Genomic DNA, 16,315 nt, shown 5'->3' on the forward strand with positions numbered 1-16,315 from the left:
TCGGTGGCGTACCTATGTTCTGTTTTCAGCCTTTAGCCTCATTTTCGACGGTCGGAATATAGCGAATCATCGTCCCTGGCGCGTAGCGCGGGTTCAAGTAATCATGAAGCCCGCAGTCCAATAAACGAACGATTTTCGCCTGATCTTCCGTTACTGGCTTCACTTCCATCAAAATGCCATCGACTCGAACTTCCCTGGACATGACCTCCGGCTCCACTTGAAGGATCCCGATGGTCGGATCCAAGGGCATGACGCTGTACCAAGTCATTGCGTAATCCCCCCGGGCTGAATCGTTTTACGCTCGGCGATCATGCTGTTCAATCGGCTTAATGCCTGTCCGATTCCACCCACTTCGTTCATAAGGCCATACTTTACGGCGTCTGCACCCGAAACCGCAGTACCGATATCCCTGTTCAATTCGCCGGTCTTGAACATCAGATCCTTGAACTGTTCCTCCGTGATCCCCGAGTGGCTCGTCACAAAGCGCACGACGCGTTCCTGCATTTTCTCCATGTATTCGAAGGTTTGCGGCACGCCAATGACTAACCCGCTCATGCGAATCGGGTGAATCGTCATCGTTGCGCTCTCTGCGATAATCGAATGGTCTGCGGCAACAGCGATAGGCACGCCGATGCTATGACCCCCTCCTATGACCACCGTTACCGTCGGTTTGCTGAGCGATGCAATCATTTCGGCAATGGCAAGCCCTGCTTCCACATCGCCGCCAACGGTATTCAGAATGATCAAGAGTCCTTCGATTCGCGGATTTTGCTCGGCTGCCACTAGCTGTGGAATCATATGCTCGTATTTGGTCGTTTTATTTTGCGGCGGCAGCACGAGATGACCCTCGATTTGCCCAATAATCGTCATGCAAAAGACGTTGGATTCTCCGCCGGTCGGAAGCCCCGTCTGTCCCAGCTGCTGAATGGTTTCCGTCACAGCCGCTTTCTTGCCTTCCTCGGTCGGAACGACCGGAGGCGCCTCCGTCTCGCCGGTCCACCCCGCTTTTCTGTTGCCCGTCATCCGTTGTTCGTTGTCCATCGCGCATCCCTGCCTTTATATTCTTAATGTCTAGCTGCTGCAACAAACACATAGCTAACCCTTAGTATGGCAAATGACGCGGCTTTTTTATGCTTGTGCAGAGCATTCGGCATTAGGCCTTGCCCATAACAAACAAAAAAACTCCTGCCGAACCAATCGGGAGAAGTTTCATGATTTCCATATAAAAAGCCCCTCTTTCGCGGAAACCGTCCAATTATTACCTGCGAAAAAGGGGCGACTGTGTGCCTGATTTATTGTATTGTCTCGTATCAGACTTCCATGATGATCGGCAAGATCATCGGTCTGCGACGTGTTTGTTCATACAAGAAGCGTCCCAAAGCGTCTTTCACGCTGGTCTTCAGTGACGCCCATTCATTCACGTTTTCGCTCATCAGCTTCTGAAGCGTGCTGGAAACGATACGGTTGGCTTCATCCAGAAGCCCTTCGGATTCTCGTACGTATACGAATCCACGGGAAATAATATCGGGACCGGAAACGATGGAGCCGTTTTGTTTGCTCAACGTAACGACAACGACCAGAATTCCGTCCTGGGACAGAAGCTTACGGTCGCGCAGTACGATGTTCCCTACGTCCCCAACGCCAAGTCCGTCAATCAGCACATTGCCGGCAGTCACTTTGCCGGCTTTGCGGGCCGAGCCGCCTTGAATCTCAACAATTTCTCCGATATCGGTAATAAAGATGTTGTCCGGATCCACGCCAACGGATTCCGCAAGCAGGGCATGACGGCGCTGCATCCGGTACTCGCCATGGACAGGGATGAAAAATTGCGGTTTCATCAGATTCAGCATCAGCTTAAGCTCTTCCTGGCTACCGTGACCCGACACGTGGACGCCCGAATTGGATCCGCTGTAAATGACGTCTGCTCCAAGACGGAACAACTCATCGATCGTACGACCCACGTACTTCTCATTTCCAGGTACTGGAGTCGCTGCGATGATGACCGTATCTCCCGGCAGAATGTCCACCTTGCGGTGGGTGGAACGTGCCATGCGCGTGAGCGCTGACATCGGTTCTCCCTGACTGCCTGTACACAATACGACAACGCGGTCCGCTGCCATTTTATTTACCTCTTCGGGTTCGATCAGCATGCCGTCCGGAATGTGCAGGTATCCAAGCTCTGCGGCAATGGACACAACGTTAACCATGCTTCTGCCGATTACCGTTATTTTGCGGCCGGTGGACTCGGCTGCGTTGACAACCTGTTGAATACGGTGTACGTTCGATGCAAACGTTGCAACTACAACCCGCTGTTCGGCTTTGCGGAAGATGTCTTCCAGCACGATGCCTACGTTTTTCTCGGAAGGCGTAAAGCCGGGGCGCTCTGCGTTTGTACTGTCCGACAGAAGTGCCAATACTCCCTTGCTTCCGATCTCAGCCATACGCTGCAGATCCGCATACTGGTCATTGACCGGAGTATGGTCAAACTTAAAGTCACCCGTGTGCACCACATTGCCTTCCGGCGTTTCGATACAGATCCCCACGGAATCCGGAATGCTGTGATTGGTTTTGAAGAAGGTCGCTTTCAATGTGTTTCCGAGTTGAACTTCCGAATCCGCATGGATCAGAATCCGTTTCGTCTCACCAAGCAAATTCGCTTCTCTGAGCTTGTTTTCCACCAATCCGAGCGTCAATTTCGTTCCGTATACAGGAACGTTCAGGTGTTTCAATACGTAAGGGAGGCCGCCGATATGGTCCTCGTGACCGTGAGTCAGCAAAATCCCTCTCACTTTGTCGCGATTTTCCGTTAAATAGCTAATATCAGGAATAACAATATCAATCCCAAGCATATCTTCTTCTGGGAACTTCAATCCCGCATCCACGACAACGATGTCGCCTGCATACTGGATGACATACATGTTCTTCCCGATTTCACCGACGCCGCCCAAGGCAAAAATCGATAGTTTATCGCTGCTTATTTTCTTAGACAAATGTATCTAACCCTCCTATAGTTTTGGACGTCGTACCATTGTTATATTAAATTTCAAAAAAATACCGCACCCAGTCACTTGAATTCATTATACATGATGAAAAAGTGAAAACACAAGTCAGCCACCTTCGTGAGCCATAGGATGCCCAGAATCAGAAGGGTTTAAAACGAAGAAAGCCACCGCCTTCGATGAAGGCAGTGGCCCTGAAAATAGGTAAGCGGCAGCTTACAAGGAAGACAGCATATTACGGATAAAAGCAGCCTCGTTCTCGCTTGGAGCAACGAGCGGCAGGCGAACCCCGCCGACTTGATAGCCGCGTTCGTTCAAAGCGAATTTTACCGCCGCAGGATTCGGAAGCGGGTCAGGACATTCAAAGAGGCCTTTGAACAGCGGGAATAAGGATTGATGAAGCTTGGCAGCTTCCTTCACGTTCCCCTCCACGTAGGCTTCGATCATGTCCTTCATGCGGGCACCTGCAATATGGCTGGCCACGCTTACGATCCCATAAGCACCTACCGACAATGCAGGCAATGCCGCGGAATCGTCGCCGGAATATACAATGAATCCTTCGGGAGCACCTGCGGCAATGCCGGTAACCTGGTCAATCGAAGCGCATTCCTTGGTCGCAACGATGTTCGGAATTTGTGCCAGCCTTAAAGTGGTGGACGTGCTTAGGCTTATGCCCGTTCTTCCAGGCACATTATACAGCATGACGGGCAAGGAGGTTGCCTCGGCAATCGCCTTAAAATGCTGGTAGAGTCCTTCCTGGTTCGGCTTGTTGTAGTAGGGTGCAACAAGCAAAATGCCGTCAACGCCGCAGCTTTCGGCTTTTTTCGTCAATTCTGCAGAATGTGACGTATTGTTGCTGCCGGTGCCTGCGATGATCTTGCTCCGTCCGCCCGCCTGTTTCACAGCGAACTTAAACAATTCAAGCTTTTCGTCTTCGCTAAGCGTTGGCGATTCGCCGGTCGTTCCAGCAATGACCAGGGAATCCGACTTCTGTTCCACAATCAGGTGCTCAATCAATCTCGCAGTCTCGTCCCAATTGATCTGGCCGTTCTGATCAAAAGGGGTTACCATAGCCGTAATCAGTCTTCCGAAATCCACAATGATTCCTCCTTAAAGCATTCCCGCGCGGGAATGCTTCCTTCGTAAGTAATCTTATCTATATTATTTCCTATCAAACGTTTTAAGGGAATATCCGTCTTTAGTAACTTTATCGGTGAAGCTCAAATTTATGATGAAGTGCGCGCAGCGCTTGAGCCATATCCTCTTTTTTAACCAGTACCCATATCGTCGTATTCGAATCCGCGGATTGCAGAATCGGAATGTCGTGCTCGCTCAAGGATTCCACGATTTTGGCCATGATGCCCGGAACGCCGTTGATGCCGCCGCCAATGACGGACACTTTGGCACAGCCGGATAAGCTTTTCGGTTTCAGGTCCAGGCTCTGCAGAACTTCGATCGCCTTCTCCGAATCGCTGTCAAACACCGTATAAAGCACTCCGGTAGGGGTAACATTAATAAAGTCCACGCTGATGGAATGCTCGGCCATCGATTTAAATACCTTCAGTTGAAGACCTTCCGTGCGATCGCATTCCACCGAGATTTGCGTTATGTTGCTTACATAGGCAACTCCCGTCACAAAGCGGTCCACGATTCCGGATTGAATATCTCTGAAGCCTTCAGGCTGGGTTACCAGCGTGCCCTCATTATCCGAGAAGGTCGACCGCACTCTGACCGGAATTTGGGATTGCATGGCAATCTCAACCGCTCTAGGATGAATGACCTTTGCCCCTTGATGAGCCATGTTGCAAATCTCCGTGTAACTCACGTAACTAAGCGGCTTCGCATCCTCGACGATGCGGGGATCCGCCGTTAGAATGCCGTTGACATCCGTGTAGATATCTACCATTTCCGCGCGAAGCGCGGCACCGAGCGCTGTAGCCGAAGTATCGCTTCCGCCTCTGCCCAGCGTGGTAAAGTCGCCGGAATCGGTCTGCCCCTGAAAGCCGGTTACGATGACAACCTGATGACTCTCCAACTCTTTCAAAACCCGTTCAGGTTTTACGTCCTTGATACGTGCATTTCCGAAGTGATCGTCTGTGAGAAATCCGGCTTGTGCACCCGTCAGCACCGTTGCTGTTATCCCCTCATGCTGAAGGAGACTGCACAGCGTTGAAGCCGAGATAATTTCACCGCAGCAGAGCAGCAGATCCCGTTCTCTGTCTGGAAGCGCGTTTCCGTTATGCCCGATCCAGTCCAGGAGCGTGTCTGTCGCATAAGGCTCCCCTCTGCGTCCCATAGCCGATACGACCACGACCAATTGGTAGTGATTGGCCAGTTCACGCTGGATGTGCCCAATAACATGGGTTCTTGCTTGCGGTGTAGACAATGAGGTGCCGCCGAATTTTTGAACTAAGATGCGCATAAAATATTCCTCCGTTTATATATGCCCAGGAGACGTAAATTGCGGGCCGACCGACTGAAACGGCCGGCTATTAAGCCTGGCCGTTCCGTTGTTGATGATGATTTCTGCGATTAGCACAGCATTTCCATGCTGCACCCTTCAGAAGATGATCTAGCGATGAAATCCAGATCATAGTCCTTCTTGAATTCAACGTACATGGATTTCGAATGCCCGTTAACGACCGGGATGCGTACACTAGCAGCCGTCACTTCAATGGATTCGTCGCCCATCATTTTTTTGGTCTCGCGGACCATCTTCATTTCTTCCAGGGTATAACCGTTCTCTGTAAATTTATCGAGAATATTCAACGATCATCGGCTGGAGCTGTTTCCCTTCCAATGCCGCATAACAAGCTTCCGGAATCAGATTCATTTTGGCGACAAGCGAGTTCGGTTTCTGCTGCGGATTATCCTGTCCGTAAGGGACGAAATATATGTTTTTGGTAACCAGCAGCTTCGCGATATTGGCCGCATTCAGTCCAAGGCCGTCATTCGTTGAGATCGCCAGCACCAGCGGTCTGCAATTTCTCATCTGCGCCTTGGCTGCCATTAAGACAGGACTGTCAGTCATCGCGTTGGCCAGCTTACTGGTCGTGTTTCCCGTGCAAGGGGCGATAACCAGGACGTCAAGCAGCTTGGATGGGCCCAGCGGTTCCGCCTCCACAATTGTAGAAATAATATCATTCCCGGTTATATCTTTCAACTGTTTCTGCCAATTTTCCGATGTGCCGAATCGGGTATCGGTCGTCATGATGGTGCTCGATACAATCGGCACCACATTCGCTCCCCCGTCTTTGAATCGCTGGATCTGCGGCATCACTTCTTCGAGTGTGCAGTGCGATCCTGTCAGGGCATAACCCACTGTAATTCCATTCCAATTCATTTACGCATCCCCCCGAATCTTGATTTCTTCAGAAATCAGCTCCACCAGCGTGTTGGCCATGATGATGCCGGCTGTTTTTGGAGCCACGATTCCGGGTAGTCCGGGTGCGAGCATGGCTTTGATACCCCGTTTCTCGGCATAGCGAAAATCGCATCCGCCGGGTGCGGAGGCAAGGTCAATAATGACAGCCTCCCGAGGCATTTTCGAGATGATTTGTGCTGTGACTATCATAGTTGGAATCGTGTTAAAAAGCAAGTCAATATCCGACACATAAGAACCCAGATCCCTTACCAGGAAGGGCTTCCAGCCCATTTCCTCAGCTCTTGCATAGTGCTCCGATTTACGTACCCCCATCCGAATTTTGGCACCCAGTCCCTGCAGGCTGCGAGCCATTGTAAATCCGGTCCGTCCCATGCCGAGCACCATGCTTGTAGATCCGTGGATCGTAAAATCCGTGTTTTGGATCGCCATCATGAGTGCGCCTTCGGCGGTCGGAATGGAATTATAAATAGCCACATCGTCCCTCTCCAATATCTCTACCAGCTTGATCTTATATTTGTCACATAGCGAGCGCAAATAGGGTTTCGCCATGCCTGTATAGATCACTCCATGTCCGGGCATCGCCGCGATATGTTCTTCCTGCAGTCGCAGCGGCCCTTCCGAGAATAGCGCGCTGACACGTCCCTCATCATCACATCCCACTACAGGCAGGATCAGAGCATCGGCGTCCGATAACAGCTCTGGCGTAAGCGGCTCGCGAGTCACTCCCTGAAAAGAATCCTGCAGTTTCTCAAACCCGGCGATCATGACGGAGGCATCCATCTCAGCGCATTTGCGAATCACTTCAATTTGCCTTGCGTCTCCTCCAACAAAGACGGTCCGGACTCCAGTCAGCATGGAAGGCCTCGCTCCTTTCTTCAAACCAACGTATAAAGCATCTTATGCTGCCGCCTATGGGGAGGTGAGCGCATTTCCCTTAAACTACCGCCTTAACGCAGTAAATAACGTTAGGAGAGATAAGTCCGGCTCCATGTCCATCCTGCTTGAAGACCAACGAAAAAAAACACCGCTCCGTTTCAACCGGAGCGGTGTTCATGCTGATATCATGATCCTGATGATACCCTTAAGCTTCCATGGTATGGTTTATTTGCCGGTATGACCGAATCCGCCCGCCCCGCGTACCGTATCGGACAGTTCGTCAACTTCCGTGAATTCTACGGCGGGCACGGATTTGAACACCATTTGGGCAATCCGCTCATTACGCTCAATCGCAAAAGGCTCCTGTCCCAAATTGACAAGCAGCACCTTGACTTCCCCGCGATAATCGGCGTCAATCGTACCCGGAGCATTCAGGCAAGTAATGCCATGTTTGTAGGCAAGACCGCTGCGCGGACGGATTTGCGCCTCAAGCTCGGCCGGCATGGCAATCGCAAAACCGGTCGGGATTAATTTGCGTTCACCCGGGTTTAGCACCACCGGCTCTTGAACGGCAGCGTGCAGGTCGAAACCCGCGGCCAGCTCGGACATTTTCACCGGAAGTTTCACATCTTCATTTCCTGGCAATCTATTGATTTGAACGTAGTGCAACAAATTCATTCCTCCTAAGTACATTCAGTGCTTTATCTGAAGTTCCTACCATCGCTAGTGCATATGGAGTCCCAAACATACGGTCAAGAACGGCGTTGACATCCTTCATGTCGACCTGTTCGATCCGTTTAATGATCTCGTCCAGACTGAAATGGCGGCCCAGCATCAATTCGTTCTTGCCCAAGCGATTCATGCGGCTGCTTGTGCTCTCCAGACTTAGGATGAGACTGCCCTTCAATTGTTCCTTTCCTTTGCGCAGCTCTTCCTCCGTCATCCCGTTCTGTGCCAAATCATGAAGCATTTCCGTGGTCAGCTGAAGCACTTCTTTTGTCTGTTTGGGCGCTGTTCCTGCATAGATGGTAAACATGCCGTTATCCGCGTGGGAACTGTGGTATGAATATACCGAGTACGCCAGCCCGCGCTTCTCCCGAATTTCCTGAAACAAGCGTGAGCTCATGCCGCCGCCAATGGCGTTATTCAGCAAAACCATCGCATACTGAAGCTCGTCGCCGATCGAGCAGCCGGGAAACGACATGCAGATATGATTCTGCTCCGTTTTCTTCTTGCGGAACTGCACGCCGTCCAAAAAGGCCGGTACCGCCAGCGGCTCCGACGTTCCATGGTTCGCAAAGCCGCCAAAATGGCGCTCCAATAACGCAATCACTTCATCATTGATGTTGCCGGCCAGGGCAATCACCGTATTCTCAATGGTATAGTGCCGGTCCATGTAGGATCTCAGCGCTTGCGAATCCATCGATTCCAGCCGCTCCTTCGTGCCGAGAATCGGATAAGCAAGCGGGTGGTCACCGTACACTGACAACGACATTAGATCATGAACCAGATCATCCGGCGTATCTTCATACATCGCAATCTCTTCAAGAATGACATTCTTCTCCTTGGCTAACTCGCCCGCATCCAGCTTCGAATTGAAAAACATGTCGGACAGCACGTCAACGGCAATCGGAAAATGCTCATCCAGCACCTTGGCATAATAACACGTATATTCCTTGGACGTAAAAGCGTTGACGTTACCGCCGATGGCATCAAATTCTTCAGCAATGGCACGGGCGTCAAAGCGCTCCGTCCCTTTGAACATCATATGCTCTATAAAATGCGTAATCCCGTTGATGTCTTCCGATTCATTGCGGGATCCGGTTTTCACCCAAATGCCGAATGAAACCGAACGACTTGTCGGGATTTGCTCCATAACCACTCTTAGGCCGTTAGACAATTGTATTTTTTTCACGAATAGGCCCCCCTAACTGTTCCATCAAAGGCTCACTTCGGCTGACAATCAGCCTCATGCCATCCATTCATTCTATCAAACTTTACCATGCGGCTCAACTTCCCTTTGGCATGATTCGCTCCGGTGAAAGCGTCTGGCTGACGGTCCCGATCTCCAGTCCCTTGGCCCGTATTCCGTCAATCATTCCTTTTAATGCTTGGGAAGAGGAGTCCGTTGGATGCATCAATATCAAAAATCCCGGCTCCACCTTCGACGTAATCTTCTGAACGACGGCATCCGGCGCCGGATGCTTCCAGTCGACCGTGTCAAGCGTCCACAGCACCGTCTTCAATCCTCTTGCATGCGCAATGGATACGGTCTGCTGATTGAAATCGCCGGAAGGCGGTGCAAACCACTTATTTACTACGCCAAGGCTTTCTTTAAGCAGATCCTGCGTCTTTGCGATTTCCATCTCCGCCCGTTCCTTGCTGAGACGGCTCATGTTCGGATGCGTAAAGGCATGATTCTCCACCTCATGGCCTCGTTTCACGATCTCGGCGGCCAGCTCCGGGTTTTTCTTCAGCCAGCTGCCATCCAGGAAAAACGTAGTTTTCACCTTCTCCGCATCGAGCGTATTCAGCATCGGCACCAGAAATTCATTCCCCCACGCCACGTTAATCATCATCGATACCATCGGCTTGTTGGGATTCCCTCGATAGATCGGTTGTTCCCCCAGATCATCGAGCGTGACTTTAGCCGGTATCTGCCGGTAAACATAGGGAATGGCATCGCCGGCTTTACGTTTCTTCGACGATGCTGCTTGATATGTAGCTTCGATATCGACTTCGAGTCCATTGTATCCGGGAATCGCTTTCCACACCGAGTCCACCCTGGCATCCACCGGCTCGATACGCGATTTAGCCGCAGCGGCTTCAATTTGACCCAATAAATCCAGATCCACTGCCGTCTCTGAACCACTGACGAGATGCGCCTCCGGTTTGTTCTCCAGCCCCGATACGTATTTCCAAGCCCCGCTGAACACAGCAACAGCCGACACCATTGCGGCACCGGTCAGCAGCACGGCCATCTTTTTTCCATTCATGGGCATATCCATCCTCCCTAGAGAAGCTTTGTCCCATTTTATGTGCGATCTGACGGAAATATGTACCGAAACATGAGGCCTTAAGCCGTGAAAGCCTGACCCGATGCTTATTCCGAAGCAAGAACATAGGAAGTCCGGCGTCTGATGAGCAAAAAAGAGCCAGAATGATAGGTTCTGCCTCTTTTCCTTCTATCGATATGCGGTTAAACCTGCAAGCGCGAATTAAGATCCGCTCTTGCTGGCTTCGGTTGTCAACACGGCTTTGCGAGACAGGTTAATCCGTCCCTGCTGGTCGATTTCGGTAACCTTCACGGTAATGACGTCACCGATTGCAACCACGTCCTCTACCTTCGCTACGCGCTCAGTCGAGAGTTGGGAGATATGCACAAGCCCGTCTTTGTTAGGCAGTATTTCAACAAATGCACCGAATTTCTCAATCCGTTTTACAGTACCTGTATAGATTTCGCCAACAGCCACCTCACGCACGATGCCTTCGATAATCGAAAGAGCCTTTTTGTTCATCTCATCGTTGGACGATGCGATAAATACGCGGCCGTCTTGTTCGATATCGATCTTCACGCCGGTCTCTTCGATGATTTTGTTGATGATTTTGCCGCCGGCCCCGATAACATCGCGGATTTTATCCGGATTGATCTGCATCGTAATGATCTTAGGCGCATATTGGGACAGCGTTTCTCTTGGTTTTTGAATGGCTTCCGCCATTTTTCCAAGGATGTGCATGCGTCCTTCTTTTGCCTGCTGCAGCGCTTCCTGCAAAATCGCGCGGTCGATGCCGTCGATCTTGATATCCATCTGAATGGCGGTAACCCCGTCAGGCGTACCTGCCACTTTGAAGTCCATGTCGCCGAGATGGTCTTCCATCCCTTGAATGTCCGTCAAGATGGAAACGTGGTCTCCGTCTTTAATCAAGCCCATCGCTACGCCGGCTACAGGCGCTTTGATCGGCACCCCTGCGTCCATCATGGCAAGCGTGCTTGCGCAAATGCTAGCTTGGGATGTCGAACCGTTCGATTCAATCACCTCGGACACGAGGCGAATCGTGTACGGGAAATCCACTTCATTCGGAATGACCTTCGACAATGCACGTTCACCCAGTGCACCGTGACCGATTTCACGACGGCCCGGAGCGCGAAGCGGACGCGCTTCCCCAACGCTGAACGGCGGGAAGTTATAATGGTGCATGAAGCGCTTGGTCTCTTCCAGATCGATTCCATCGAGAATCTGTACATCGCCTAGAGCACCTAGTGTACATACGCTAAGAGCCTGGGTTTGTCCACGCGTAAACAGACCGGAGCCATGCGTTCTAGGCAGCAGGCTGGTATCGCAATCGATAGGACGGATCTCAGACAGACCGCGGCCGTCCGGACGAACTTTATCGTGCGTGATCAAACGGCGAACTTCTTCTTTCACGATATCGTGAAGGACCTCTTTAACATCCTTCAACAACTCGGGTGTCTCGATGTATTTCTCTTCGAACACGGTGTATGCTTCGTCGTTGATAGCGTCAATCGCATCTTGGCGAGCGTGTTTCTCCTCAATGCGAACGGCTTCAACAAGACGGGCTTCCGCAAATTCGCGCACTTCGCGATTCACGGTTTCATTGACCGCATGAAGCTTAACCGCCATTTTCTCTTTGCCGCAAGCTGCCACCAGCTCTTCGATCTTGGCTACGATTTTCTTGATTTCCTCATGCCCGAACATGATCGCTTCCAGCATGACTTCCTCAGGAACTTCGTTCGCTTCGGCCTCGACCATCATGATCGCATCTTTGGTGCCGGCGACGACCAGATAAATATCGCTTGCTTCCTGTTCCGCAATGTTCGGGTTCACGACAAAGTTGCCGTCAACGCGACCCACCGCGACGCCGCCGATCGGACCGTTAAAAGGCACGTCCGAGATGCTCAAGGCAGCGGAGGTACCGATCATGGCCGCAATTTCCGGCTCGCAATCCTGATCAACGCTCATCACCAGATTCAGAACTTGAACGTCATTCCGGAATCCTTCCGGAAACAGCGGACGAATCGGACGGTCTGTCAGACGGCTGGCAAGAATCGCCTTCTCGCTTGGTCTGCCTTCGCGTTTGATGAATCCACCCGGAATTTTACCGACTGCGTACAAGCGCTCCTCATAGTTGACCGTCAATGGAAAGAAATCCAGATCCTTCGGTTCACTGGAAGCCGTCACCGTACACAGGACTGCCGTTTCGCCGTAACGAACCATAACAGCCGCATTAGCCTGCTTCGCAAGGCGCCCTGTTTCGAACACGAGGGGTCTTCCGCCAAGCTGCATTTCAACACGTGTTTCCATGTAATCCCTCCTCATGGGGATAAATTTTTTTGAAATCCTAATCATCAGCATGTTTTTGCCAAACGCTGTCCACATTTCCTAACCAGAGTCATCGAAGCGGTCGAATATCACGAACCTATGTACAGGAACAACCCGAACCGTATAGAAAACATTCTCCGTATAGATTGCCCCGGTTATACCATGAAGTGAAAATTAGCGAACAGACCACGCCTACCATCTATCAAGAATCTATATTAAGATAACCCCACAAAGTGGAGTTTAGGCTATGAAGCGTACGCAGTACTTTGTGGGGAAGCTTTCGTAACGGTAAATTGTACAATACTTAGAAAAGAGCCCGGCTGTGCCGCTGTCGTTCCAAGAAGGACAGTGGACAACCAGGCTGTTTTCGGCACATCTTATGGATGATTAGCGACGCAATCCAAGCTTCTCGATCAAAGCACTGTAACGTTTAACATCCTTGTTTTTCAAGTATGCAAGCAACTTACGGCGTTGGCCGACCATTTTCAACAATCCGCGACGGGAATGATGATCCTTCTTGTGCGTACGCAAGTGGTCAGTCAAGTTCGTAATGTTTTCCGTTAGGATAGCGATTTGCACCTCTGGGGATCCTGTATCGGACTCATGAGTTTTGTGCTCGTCAATCAGTTGTTGTTTACGTTCTTGAGTCAATGCCATCCTGTTCACCTCCCTCATTATAATCGCCGTTGGCCCAGGTACCGACGGTGAGATCGAACATCCAAGCCAAGGTTAGAATTGCCCGATCCTCGGGCAACCTCTAAGAGTATAGCATACTTTACCTGAAAAAGAAAATCCGTTTGCGAACAATTTGTCCCAAAACGTTTTATTCGCTGACATTCAATATTTTGCGGGCCTCGACGGCATCCCGCTGAATCCATTCCACAAGCTCCTGAACCGATTCGAATTTATGCTCCTTGCGGATATATTGAACGATATCCACCGTCATGATCTGGTCGTACAGATCCCCTTCGAAATCAAACAGATGGACCTCGAAGATCGGTTCAGTAATCCCTTCGTGGAACGTCGGCTTCACGCCGACGTTCATGACGCCCGGTATCCAGTCGTAATGCTTATCCGTGCGGGCACGGACGGCATAGACGCCCAATGCAGGCGCCACGAACGGGTCCGTCAATTCCAGGTTCGCGGTAGGGAAACCGATCTTTCTTCCCCGCTTCTCCCCGTGAACGACCGTACCCCGGATGTGGTAATTCCGTCCGAGCCAGCGGTTTGCGTCCGACAGCTGTCCAGTTTTTAAGGCAATCCGTATGGATGAACTTCCTACCTTCTCGCCATCGACCAGGAATGGCGGTACCGTAACGACCGACATTTTGCCTTCGCCGAGTTCCTGAAGTTTAACTGCGTCTCCTGCGCCTTTATGGCCGAACCGGAAATCAAATCCGACTACCGCCGTTTGAAGATTTAAGGGAAAGAGCATTTCTTCAACAAACGCTTCCGGACTTACTTGGGAAAATTCTTTATTGAACTCGACGACGTACAGAATATCGATGCCCATCTGCTCGAGCAGCTGCTGCTTGTCAGGCTGGGGTGTCAGATAGCCTTCATAGCTCCCCTTACCGATCACGTCCTTCGGATGCGGATAGAAGGTAATGAGCGCGGCCGGCACTCCATTCTCCCGAGCAATGTTGACAGCGGTCGAAAGCACGCTGGCATGTCCCAGGTGAAGACCGTCGAACTGGCCGATTGCCGCTACCTTGGGCTCGGCAGCTTCTCGTACGATGTCGGAAGATACAGGATAAGATAATGAAACAATCCTCATGATTTCTCACCTCCACTCACTAAATCCAGTCATGCTTAGGAAAATACTTTCACGGGAACGATAGCGCCCGTCTCTTCCTGACGCTTATAGATGCCCAGAAAGTTTTCCTTTATATCGTACAAACGGATAGGCTCCGAACTGTCGACGGCCGGTTCTACCGCCCTGGAGGACAAACGTTGCCCCTTCAGCGCGGCCTCCGCCTTCTCTTCGGAAACCGTATGCTTTGCTAGATGATGAATCGCCTGATCCACCGGAATAAGCCGGGATTGCAGCGTTTCATCCTTCATGAACTGCTCAATTTGCTCCAGGGTCAAGCACTGCGCCTCGGTGATTCCCGCCGATATCGTACGTACCAGCTTAACCATGACGGATGGCAGGCCGAGCTTCCTCCCGATATCCACACAAAGCGTGCGGATGTATGTACCTTTGGAGCACAGTACACGGAAAGAAATTTCCGTATACTCCCCTTCCGGATCAAAGTCCGTCATCTCGATTTCATGAATCGTTACGGTACGGCTTTTGCGCTCCACCGTCTTGCCTTCTCTGGCAAGCTCGTACAATCGTTTGCCGTTGATTTTGACGGCGGAGTACATAGGAGGAACCTGAGAGATCTGGCCTGTAAAAGATTGCAGCGCTTCAAGCGCCTCGTCTCTGGTCACGCGGACTTCATCCGCAGTCTCCACCACATTCCCGGTAATATCCTCGGTATCGGTCGAGTATCCAAGGCGGAGGACCGCATGATACTCTTTAGGTAGCTCCTGCAGATATTCGACGACCCGCGTGGCTCTCCCCAAGCATAACGGAAGCACGCCCGTCACTTCAGGGTCCAGCGTCCCGGTATGTCCGATCCGCTTCAAACGAACCATTCCCCGAACTTTGGCTACCACATCGTGGGAGGTCCATCCGGCCGGTTTGTGAACGGCCAAGATGCCTTCTAATTGCGTCATAGCTTTAATCTCACCTGCTCTACTACTTTAGGGATGATGTCTTGAAGGGAGCCTTCCATGCTGCACCCTGCCGCCCGGACATGGCCGCCGCCGCCAAAAATTTGGGCCAATGCGGCAACATCCACTTTGCCGGCTGAACGCAAACTCGCCTTGACCATTCCGGATTTCAGCGATTTGAACAGAATCCCGACTTCGACTCCCTGAATGTTTCGGGGATAATTGACGATCCCTTCAAGATCCTCGCTAACGGCACCGCATAGTTCCATATGCTCGGGGGTTACGTACACCCAGGCTATTTTACCGTCATCCGACAGACTCAACGTGTTTAACGCCTGAACCAGCACCTTCATCTGCGGCAGCGTCATTTCCTCCAGCAGCGTTTCCGCAATTTCAGGGCCGTTCACGCCATAGGATAACAGATCGGAAGCCATGCTCATGACCTTGGGCGACGTATTGGAATAACGAAAACCGCCAGTATCCGTTAACAATCCGGTATAAATCGCAGTAGCGATTTCGGCATCCCAATCGATTTCAAACAAATTCAGCAAATCATAAAGGATTTCTGCGGTTGCAGCCGCCTCGGGCACAACCAGGTTAACGGCTCCGTAACGATCATTCGTTGGATGATGGTCAATATTAACGATGCTCGCATGATCGGCAAACACCTGCTGCGTATAACCTACTCTCGCGAAATCCGCGCAATCCACGCAAATGACGTTTGAAAACGTCCTTCCCGGCTGCTGTTCGGACAGATTGAGAATGTCTTCTGCATGCCACAGCTTTTTCATGCGCTTCGGGATGGGCCCTTCGTTGATCATCGTGAATTTCTTGCCCAGACATGAGAGAAGCCAGCCCACCGCAAGGGTGGAACTGACTGCATCTCCATCGGGCTGAACATGCGACACAACCAAATAATCATCGTGCTCCAGCAGAAACGACTTCACCTGCTGCAGCTCTTGTTCATAGGTCTGCATTCGCCCTCTCCTTTA

Annotated in this window: 15 protein-coding genes and 1 pseudogene; all 16 read right to left on the reverse strand. The window is 51.2% G+C overall.

Annotated features, from left to right (window positions below; translation table 11 throughout):
- Window positions 1-25 precede the first annotated feature (25 nt).
- A complete protein-coding gene (locus MHH82_RS20875; protein WP_340967773.1) occupies window positions 26-268 on the reverse strand; it encodes a YlzJ-like family protein in 243 nt (80 codons plus the stop codon).
- Window positions 265-1,041 (reverse strand): ClpP family protease, encoded by a 777-nt coding sequence (locus MHH82_RS20880; protein WP_340967774.1) that lies wholly within the window; start codon window positions 1,039-1,041, stop codon window positions 265-267. The genes MHH82_RS20875 and MHH82_RS20880 overlap by 4 nt, the downstream gene beginning before the upstream one ends.
- A 269-nt stretch (window positions 1,042-1,310) precedes the next feature.
- Window positions 1,311-2,990, reverse strand: coding sequence for a ribonuclease J (locus MHH82_RS20885; protein WP_009594732.1), 1,680 nt, complete (start codon window positions 2,988-2,990; stop codon window positions 1,311-1,313).
- 225 nt (window positions 2,991-3,215) lie between these two features.
- On the reverse strand, window positions 3,216-4,097 hold the full coding sequence (dapA, locus tag MHH82_RS20890; RefSeq protein ID WP_096774494.1) for a 4-hydroxy-tetrahydrodipicolinate synthase: 882 nt from the start codon (window positions 4,095-4,097) through the stop codon (window positions 3,216-3,218).
- 109 nt (window positions 4,098-4,206) lie between these two features.
- Entirely contained in the window at window positions 4,207-5,421 is a 1,215-nt protein-coding gene (dapG, locus tag MHH82_RS20895) for an aspartate kinase (RefSeq protein WP_015736294.1), read from the reverse strand.
- A gap of 161 nt (window positions 5,422-5,582) precedes the next feature.
- Window positions 5,583-5,759: pseudogene (locus tag MHH82_RS20900) on the reverse strand (Asd/ArgC dimerization domain-containing protein); the annotation flags it as partial.
- Window positions 5,752-6,342, reverse strand: coding sequence for a dipicolinate synthase subunit B (locus MHH82_RS20905; protein ID WP_009594715.1), 591 nt, complete (start codon window positions 6,340-6,342; stop codon window positions 5,752-5,754). The gene MHH82_RS20905 and the pseudogene MHH82_RS20900, both read right to left, overlap by 8 nt.
- Window positions 6,343-7,239: a dipicolinate synthase subunit DpsA gene (gene dpsA / locus MHH82_RS20910; protein ID WP_015736295.1), complete on the reverse strand. Its 897-nt coding sequence runs from the start codon at window positions 7,237-7,239 to the stop codon at window positions 6,343-6,345.
- Window positions 7,240-7,485: 246 nt separating this feature from the next.
- Window positions 7,486-7,932 carry a dUTP diphosphatase gene (dut, locus tag MHH82_RS20915; protein WP_015736296.1) on the reverse strand — a complete coding sequence of 149 codons (447 nt, stop codon included), beginning with the start codon at window positions 7,930-7,932 and terminating at the stop codon, window positions 7,486-7,488.
- The gene (locus tag MHH82_RS20920; protein WP_009594719.1) at window positions 7,907-9,175 is read right to left on the reverse strand and encodes a M16 family metallopeptidase; all 1,269 of its coding nucleotides are present in this window, start codon (window positions 9,173-9,175) and stop codon (window positions 7,907-7,909) included. The genes dut and MHH82_RS20920 overlap by 26 nt, the downstream gene beginning before the upstream one ends.
- Window positions 9,176-9,269: 94 nt before the next feature.
- Entirely contained in the window at window positions 9,270-10,262 is a 993-nt protein-coding gene (locus tag MHH82_RS20925) for a polysaccharide deacetylase family protein (RefSeq protein ID WP_340967782.1), read from the reverse strand.
- A 216-nt stretch (window positions 10,263-10,478) separates the two neighbouring features.
- Window positions 10,479-12,584 carry a polyribonucleotide nucleotidyltransferase gene (pnp, locus tag MHH82_RS20930; protein ID WP_015736299.1) on the reverse strand — a complete coding sequence of 702 codons (2,106 nt, stop codon included), beginning with the start codon at window positions 12,582-12,584 and terminating at the stop codon, window positions 10,479-10,481.
- A gap of 405 nt (window positions 12,585-12,989) precedes the next feature.
- Window positions 12,990-13,259, reverse strand: coding sequence for a 30S ribosomal protein S15 (gene rpsO, locus MHH82_RS20935; RefSeq protein ID WP_006211281.1), 270 nt, complete (start codon window positions 13,257-13,259; stop codon window positions 12,990-12,992).
- A 166-nt stretch (window positions 13,260-13,425) separates the two neighbouring features.
- Complete coding sequence (locus MHH82_RS20940) at window positions 13,426-14,379, reverse strand: bifunctional riboflavin kinase/FAD synthetase (protein WP_015736300.1); 954 nt, start codon at window positions 14,377-14,379, stop codon at window positions 13,426-13,428.
- A 35-nt stretch (window positions 14,380-14,414) separates the two neighbouring features.
- Entirely contained in the window at window positions 14,415-15,326 is a 912-nt protein-coding gene (gene truB / locus MHH82_RS20945; RefSeq protein ID WP_009594709.1) for a tRNA pseudouridine(55) synthase TruB, read from the reverse strand.
- Window positions 15,323-16,300, reverse strand: coding sequence for a DHH family phosphoesterase (locus tag MHH82_RS20950; protein ID WP_009594706.1), 978 nt, complete (start codon window positions 16,298-16,300; stop codon window positions 15,323-15,325). The genes truB and MHH82_RS20950 overlap by 4 nt, the downstream gene beginning before the upstream one ends.
- Window positions 16,301-16,315: the final 15 nt, after the last annotated feature.

The organism is Bacillus sp. FSL K6-6540, assembly GCF_038007545.1.

Excerpts from the sequence above, each read along its gene's own strand:
- MHH82_RS20875 (WP_340967773.1), bottom strand. The coding sequence starts at position 268 with ATGACTTGGTACAGCGTCATGCCCTTGGATCCGACCATCGGGATCCTT.
- MHH82_RS20880 (WP_340967774.1), bottom strand. The coding sequence starts at position 1,041 with ATGGACAACGAACAACGGATGACGGGCAACAGAAAAGCGGGGTGGACC.
- dapG (WP_015736294.1), bottom strand. The coding sequence starts at position 5,421 with ATGCGCATCTTAGTTCAAAAATTCGGCGGCACCTCATTGTCTACACCG.
- MHH82_RS20905 (WP_009594715.1), bottom strand. The coding sequence starts at position 6,342 with ATGAATTGGAATGGAATTACAGTGGGTTATGCCCTGACAGGATCGCAC.
- dpsA (WP_015736295.1), bottom strand. The coding sequence starts at position 7,239 with ATGCTGACTGGAGTCCGGACCGTCTTTGTTGGAGGAGACGCAAGGCAA.
- MHH82_RS20925 (WP_340967782.1), bottom strand. The coding sequence starts at position 10,262 with ATGCCCATGAATGGAAAAAAGATGGCCGTGCTGCTGACCGGTGCCGCA.
- pnp (WP_015736299.1), bottom strand. The coding sequence starts at position 12,584 with ATGGAAACACGTGTTGAAATGCAGCTTGGCGGAAGACCCCTCGTGTTC.
- rpsO (WP_006211281.1), bottom strand. The coding sequence starts at position 13,259 with ATGGCATTGACTCAAGAACGTAAACAACAACTGATTGACGAGCACAAA.
- MHH82_RS20940 (WP_015736300.1), bottom strand. The coding sequence starts at position 14,379 with ATGAGGATTGTTTCATTATCTTATCCTGTATCTTCCGACATCGTACGA.
- truB (WP_009594709.1), bottom strand. The coding sequence starts at position 15,326 with ATGACGCAATTAGAAGGCATCTTGGCCGTTCACAAACCGGCCGGATGG.
- MHH82_RS20950 (WP_009594706.1), bottom strand. The coding sequence starts at position 16,300 with ATGCAGACCTATGAACAAGAGCTGCAGCAGGTGAAGTCGTTTCTGCTG.